The 3,661-nt window shown below is 74.1% G+C and carries 3 protein-coding genes; all 3 read right to left on the minus strand.

All coding sequences use genetic code 11. The features are described 5' to 3' along the window. Positions 1–464: glycosyltransferase family 2 protein (locus B7X32_RS19380; protein WP_292723483.1), on the minus strand; the 464-nt coding region annotated here is incomplete at its 3' end. Further along, entirely contained in the window at positions 461–1,558 is a 1,098-nt protein-coding gene (locus B7X32_RS19385; protein ID WP_292723485.1) for a glycosyltransferase, read from the minus strand. The genes B7X32_RS19385 and B7X32_RS19380, both read right to left, overlap by 4 nt. Then, positions 1,549–3,661: N-acetylneuraminate synthase family protein (locus B7X32_RS19390; protein WP_292723488.1), on the minus strand; the 2,113-nt coding region annotated here is incomplete at its 5' end. The genes B7X32_RS19385 and B7X32_RS19390, both read right to left, overlap by 10 nt.

Below are 3,661 nucleotides of genomic sequence, written 5' to 3' on the forward strand. Positions count from 1 at the left end.
TACCTCCAGCGGCGGTCGGCGGGTGCGGCGTAGGCCTCGGCGCGGAACCGCTCGTCGCGCGGCGCCCCGTACACGCGCGCATACGGCGTCGGCGGGAACACGTTGCGATACAGCCCGACCACGCCGCACGCCGCCCCCGCGTGCCGGGCGAGGTGCGCCGCCACGTAGTCCGGCCCGGGGCGGAGGTCGTCGTCGCAGCGGATGAGGACCCCGCCGCGCGCCTCGGCGAACCCCGCGTCGAGCGCGGCGGATCTGCCCCGGTTCTCCGGCAGGACGAGGGCGCGCACGGGCAGTTCGCCCGCCGCCAGATCGATCACCGCGGCGGATTCGTCGACATCGCCGTCGATCACGACGATCGCCTCCCACGAGCTCTCCGTCTGCGCGCGGAGCGCGTCCAGCAGGTGCAGCAGGCGCGTCGCCCCGCCCCGGGTCGGGACCACGATGCTGGCGCGCGGCCCGCTCATCGCGCCGCCTCCTCGCGCACCCTCAGGCAGAGCGCGGCCACCCGTTCGCCCCACCTCGCCCAGTCCAGCCCCTCGGCGTACCAGGCGGCGGCGGTCGCGCGCGAGACGCCGCCCCACGCGCCGCCGCCGAGCGCGGCGAGCCGTGCCGCCGCCGCGGAGCTCGCCGCGTCGTCGGGGACGAGCCATCCGCTGCGCCCCTCCGCCACGATGCTCGCCACGCCGCCGACGTCGGTCGCGATCGCCGGCAGCCCGTGCGCCGCCGCATCCGTGAGGGTGACCCCGGCGGCGTTCGCGCGGGCGAGTTCGAGCAGCACGTCGGCGCGCGCGTATTCGGCGGAGAGCGCGTCCGCGCCGAGCCGACCCGGTGCGCGCACGTCGTCGGGAAGCGAGGGCGCGGATCCGATCACGGTGAGCACGATGTCCGCTCCCGCCGCCCGCGCCTCGGCCACTGCGGCGAGCGCGCGGTCGCCGCCCTTGCGCTCCCAATCGCTCGCGACGACCAGCGCCCGAAGCGGCGCCTCCGCGGCGCCGCGGTCCATCCCCGCACGCGGCGTGATCGCCGCTCCCGGCGGCGCGACGACCACGCGAGCCGGATCCGCCCCCGCCCGCACGAGACCGTCCGCAGCCCACTGCGAGGCCGCCACGTATCCGGCCGTGCGCCGCGCCGCCAGCGTCCCGATCCTTCGCATCTGCACCGCCGACAGCCGGCTCAGCCCCGTGAACACGGAATAGCGGTCCCTCAGGTCGTCGAACGCGGCGTCCACGTACTGGACCACCGGCACGGATCCGCCCAGCCGGGCGACGTCGACCGAGGCCGCCGCGGCGAACACGACGTCGACCTGCGCGGCCCGCAGCCTCTCCGCGGCCGCGCGTCCGCGGGCGCGGGCGGTCGCCAGCCCGAAGTCCCACAGATACTTCCGCCGCGAAAGCCGCGCCGCCGCCCGGTCGAGCGGCGCCGCCGGCACATCGTGCGTGGAGACCGGCACGACGTCGGCGACCTCGGTGAGCGCGCCGAGCATCGGGCGGATGATCCCCGACCACGCCCCCGGGTCGTCCGTCCGCCACGGGGTGAGGAAGCCGATCCTCACAACCATGCCTCCAGCCGGTCGAGCGCGATCCAGAAGCCCGCGCCGTTGTCCACGTGCCCCTGCCAGATCTCCGGGATGAACGTGACCCCGGGCAGGAGCGCATCCAGCTGCGCCCCGAACGCCGGCCAGTCGATGTCGCCCTCCCCCACCTGCACGCCCTCGCCGTCGACCCCGGTCGCGTCCACGAGGTGCAGGTGGATCGTGTGCGGCGCGAGCAGGTCGACCGCCTCCGAGAACGCCATGCCGAGCCAGGTCGTGGCGAGCTTCGTGTGCGAGGCGTCGAAGACCAGCGGGGTGCCGGTCTCCGCGGCGAAGCGCGCGGTGTCGCGCGGATCCACGAACAGGTTGTGGAACTGCTGGCCGCCCATGAGCCACGGATACGGCGGAAGCGTCTGCGCGGCCACCCGCACTCCGCCGGTGTCGAGCCGGGCGAGCGCGTCGGCGACGCGGGCGTACTTCGGACCGCGCGCGGACGGCGGCAGGTGCCGGTCCTTCGTGAAGCCCCCCATCGTCACGACCATGACCGGATCCGCCTCGGCGGTGAACCAGCGGCGGAGATCCCGGGTGATGTCGATCGTGCGCTGCACCTCCCGGATCGAGCGCTCCCAGATCTCCGGATCCGCGGAGGCGAGGTCCACCAGGAAGTCGCCCGCGAAGAGGTCGGGCAGGTGCGTCGTGAACGCGATCGGCAGCCGCTCGGCGAACACGTCCTCCGGCGACACCTCGAGGTCCTTGTACGAGAAGTGGAACTCGAGGAAGTCCGGGTTCGACTGCGCCCGCAGCGCGGAGGCGTCGTGGTAGCGGACCGGCAGCCCCCACGGCCGGCGGAACGCGAAGGGCCGCCCGGCGGGCGCGGCGTCGCGCAGGTCCCCGTCGAAGAAGAAGTCGCCGTCCGCCAGGTCCCGCTGCAGCGTGCGGCCGAGCAGCTGCGGAAGGGCGTTGGGCTGCAGCCCGCGTCCCGGGCTCTTCACGGACACGTCCGCCTCCGCGATCACGGTGCCGGCGGGGAGCGGACGCGCAGCGACGAGCGACTTCGCCAGGGTCACCCGGTTCATCTGCTCGCCCGTGGAGACCGTGCGCGGGGATCCGGATCCCATCGACGCCTCGATGTCGCGGATCTGCGCGACCATGATCCGGAACTCGTCCGGCAGCAGGGAGACCGTGTGGTCGTTGCCCTCCATCGTGCGGTCCACGGTGAAGTGCTTCTCGATGATGTGCGCCCCGCGCGCGACGGCGGCCACGGGCACATGCCAGCCGCGTTCATGCCCGGAGTAGCCGACCACGCCCTGACCGATCTCGGCGAGCCGGTCGAGGTAGCTGAGGTTGAGGTCCTTGTACGGCGCGGGGTACGTCGACTGGCAGTGCAGCAGCGCGAACGGCGTCCCCTGACCGCGCAGCAGCGCCGCGGTCTCGAGGATCTCGCTCTCCCGCGACATGCCCGTCGAGAGCACGAGCGGCACCCCGCGCCCCGCCGCGTCGAGGATCAGCGCGTGGTTCGTGAGGTCCGCCGAGGCGATCTTCATCGCGGGGATGCCGTAGTCGGCGAGCGCCTGCACGCTCGGCGCGTCCCACGGGGTGCACATCACGTCGACGCCGGCGGCGCGGGCGTGGTCGAACACCTCGAACAGGCTCTCCGCGGGCAGCGAGAACCGGCGCAGCAGGTCGAGCGTGTACTGCACGCCGAGGTCCTCGCCGGAGCTGGCGGCGCCGCGCTGCCGGTACAGCGCGTCCATGTCGCGCAGCTGGAACTTCACCGCGTCGGCGTCGGCCTCGACCGCCAGATCCACGAGCCGCTTGGCGAGATCGACGGATCCGTTGTGGTTGTTGCCGATCTCGGCGATCACGAACGTCGGATGCCCGGCGCCGATCTCGTGACCTCCGATCCGGAGCGTGCCGGTCTCGTCGACGGCGATCGCCCAGAGGTGTCCCCGGTCGTCGACCATCGGCACGTGGTGCACGCCGTCGCGGCCGAGCAGCGGCGCGATCTCCGCGACGGGCGTGCCGCGCGGCACCGTGCGCGCCTCGCGGTTGGCGACCGCGGCGCACGAGACGTCGAGCGAGGCGTCGGGGTTGGCGATCAGCCAGCGCCGGAAGTCGCCGTCGGAGAGG

It is taken from the genome of Microbacterium sp. 13-71-7 (assembly GCF_002257455.1).
Lineage (GTDB): Bacteria > Actinomycetota > Actinomycetes > Actinomycetales > Microbacteriaceae > Microbacterium.

What these genes read in the sequence shown, in the direction of transcription:
- B7X32_RS19385 (WP_292723485.1), bottom strand. Translation starts at nt 1,558, where the DNA reads ATGGTTGTGAGGATCGGCTTCCTCACCCCGTGGCGGACGGACGACCCG.